Origin of the sequence: Tsukamurella asaccharolytica (assembly GCF_007858435.1) — a bacterium.
Taxonomy (GTDB): Bacteria; Actinomycetota; Actinomycetes; order Mycobacteriales; family Mycobacteriaceae; genus Tsukamurella; species Tsukamurella asaccharolytica.
The window spans coordinates 1-567 of the sequence record NZ_VIGW01000064.1; the positions used below are offsets into that span (position 1 = coordinate 1).

A 567-nucleotide genomic window follows, 5' to 3' on the forward strand; every position below is an offset into this window, starting at 1 on the left:
TCTCAACCTCTAGTAACTTTTCTGGCTCTAATCCGGTATCGTAACGGACACTCTGCGCACAATATTTACAATCTTCTGAGCAATTACCAGTCTTAATTGAGAGCAAGATACTCACCTGTACTTTAGTAGGATCAAAGTTTTGACGGTGAACCGTTTGTGCTTCATAAAGTAACTCAAAAAGTGGCTTTTCAAAGAGCGCTAATGCCTTCTCAATTGACCACTCATTTGTGTAATATTCCATTGTTGTTATTCCTCCAGCCCTAAAGAGCATTCTTAGATATAAACGTACCGTACTATCATAGGGGAAATAGAGAAGGAATGTGATTTTATTTAAGATTTTTGGTGACTCTTTACTCACTTCACCTCCAATATCAGGGGTTACGCCCTTCTCTCGCCTCAAGATTTAAAACGATTTATTCCGAATAAGGAGCGCAATATTAAGAGAAACGCGATAAAAAAGCGACTCTTATCGAAGAGTCGCCACGCGCTACAGACGCTTACTTTTGATCTTTCATCTAGAGGGTATAACCCGCATAATGACTTAAGTAATGCGCCAATGTTCTTTTG

At 39.3% G+C, this 567-nt stretch carries 1 pseudogene; it reads right to left on the reverse strand.

Annotated features, from left to right (window positions below):
* Window positions 1-358, reverse strand: a pseudogene (locus FK529_RS20955) (hypothetical protein); the annotation flags it as partial.
* Window positions 359-567 lie beyond the last annotated feature (209 nt).